The sequence below is a fragment of the Virgibacillus carmonensis genome, from assembly GCF_057836705.1.
Genome location: NZ_JBYQFJ010000270.1, coordinates 1 through 596, shown reverse-complemented (window position 1 = coordinate 596; position 596 = coordinate 1). Strand labels below are relative to the sequence as shown.

Annotated in this window: 1 protein-coding gene; it reads left to right on the top strand. The window is 31.5% G+C overall.

The features are described from left to right. The first annotated feature begins 209 nt into the window (after positions 1 to 209). On the top strand, positions 210 to 527 hold the full coding sequence (locus tag AC3G7N_RS21820) for a YozF family protein (RefSeq protein ID WP_489424219.1): 318 nt from the start codon (positions 210 to 212) through the stop codon (positions 525 to 527). The last annotated feature ends 69 nt before the right edge of the window (positions 528 to 596 follow it).

Sequence of the window (596 nt, the reverse complement as noted above, 5' to 3'; positions counted from 1 at the left end):
CGTTCGTATAGTTGAATATAAACAATTTCCCTTTGAAGAATAAATTACCAAACGATAAACAAACTAATCATAAAGGAGGTGAATCGGCTATGAAGTTTATTAAGGTATCTATGCTTTGCACAATTTTATCAATACTTTTATTTCCCTTAAATAGCATAGCTTCGTCACTGGAACAGTTACCAACATCAAAATCAGCAAACGAATGAGAAGTGGTTATTGATAAGCCTACAATTGATGAACTTAAACCAAAACCTGATGTCTTTAATGTTTACAGTATGGATATCAAATATATGGGTAATGAAGATATAAAAATGAAGAGAGTAGAAGCATACAGAAACGACCCAAATTCATCAAGAGATTTTGAATTATTTACTGTAACGGGAAAGGAACTAAAATTCCAACAAACTTTCAAACATCACAATTTCCCTATATCTACTCAGGCAACGAAATTAAAAGTTATTGTTACTTGGGCAAAGGAAGGCAAAGATTCCCGTCAGTACAGAGAAGAATTTATTTTTAAACAATAAGAAGTGATTTGGAGAGGAGGAAAATCACTCTCCTTTTTTGTTATCTAAAAAGTGAATTTCAATTCCTTT